This window comes from Thiemannella venezuelensis (assembly GCF_014203605.1).
Classification (GTDB): Bacteria; Actinomycetota; Actinomycetes; order Streptosporangiales; family Streptosporangiaceae; genus Planomonospora_A; species Planomonospora_A venezuelensis.
Map to the genome: position 1 here is coordinate 1 of NZ_JACHJJ010000078.1, position 1390 is coordinate 1390.

The 1390-nt window shown below is 57.6% G+C and carries 1 rRNA gene; it reads left to right on the top strand.

The window, feature by feature from the left end:
* Positions 1-1390 (top strand): 23S ribosomal RNA (locus tag FHS22_RS37175); the annotation flags it as partial.

Consider the following 1390-nt stretch of genomic DNA (forward strand, 5'->3'; position numbering starts at 1 on the left):
TCTGAGATGTGATGCCGAGCCGATTGTGGCGAAGTGGGTGATCCTATGCTGCCGAGAAAAGCCTCTAGCGAGGAGCATGGCGGCCCGTACCCGAAACCGACTCAGGTGGTCAGGTAGAGAATACCAAGGCGATCGGGTGAACTGTGGTTAAGGAACTCGGCAAATTGCCCCCGTAACTTCGGGAGAAGGGGGGCCTTTCCTGGTGATGGGATTTACTCCTTGAGCTGGGGGAGGCCGCAGTGGCCAGGGGGAAGCGACTGTTTACTAAAAACACAGGTCCGTGCGAAGTCGTAAGACGATGTATACGGACTGACGCCTGCCCGGTGCTGGAACGTTAAGGGGACCGGTTAGCCGCTTTCGGGTGGCGACGCTGAGAACTTAAGCGCCAGTAAACGGCGGTGGTAACTATAACCATCCTAAGGTAGCGAAATTCCTTGTCGGGTAAGTTCCGACCTGCACGAATGGCGTAACGACTTCCCCGCTGTCTCAACCGCAGACCCGGCGAAATTGCACTACGAGTAAAGATGCTCGTTACGCGCAGCAGGACGGAAAGACCCCGGGACCTTCACTACAGCTTGACATTGGCGTTTGGAGCGTCTTGTGTAGGATAGGTGGGAGACTGGGAAGCTCGGACGCTAGTTCGGGTGGAGTCATTGGTGAAATACCACTCTGGTCGTTTTGAACGTCTAACTTCGGTCCGTGATCCGGATCAGGGACAGTGTCTGGTGGGTAGTTTAACTGGGGCGGTTGCCTCCTAAAGGGTAACGGAGGCGCCCAAAGGTTCCCTCAGCCTGGTTGGCAATCAGGTGTCGAGTGTAAGTGCACAAGGGAGCTTGACTGTGAGACCGACGGGTCGAGCAGGAGCGAAAGCTGGGACTAGTGATCCGGCGGTGGCATGTGGAAGCGCCGTCGCTCAACGGCTAAAAGGTACCCCGGGGATAACAGGCTGATCTTCCCCAAGAGTCCATATCGACGGGATGGTTTGGCACCTCGATGTCGGCTCGTCGCATCCTGGGGCTGGAGTAGGTCCCAAGGGTTGGGCTGTTCGCCCATTAAAGCGGTACGCGAGCTGGGTTTAGAACGTCGCGAGACAGTTCGGTCCCTATCCGCTGCGCGCGCAGGAGACTTGAAAGGGGCTGTCCCTAGTACGAGAGGACCGGGACGGACGAACCTCTGGTGTGCCAGTTGTTCCGCCAGGAGCACGGCTGGTTGGCTACGTTCGGAAGGGATAACCGCTGAAAGCATCTAAGCGGGAAGCTCGCCTTGAGATGAGGTCTCCCACCACGAGAGTGGGTAAGGCTCCCGGTAGACGACCGGGTTGATAGGCCGGAGGTGGAAGCGCAGTAATGTGTGGAGCTGACCGGTACTAATAGGCCGAGGACTTGACCAT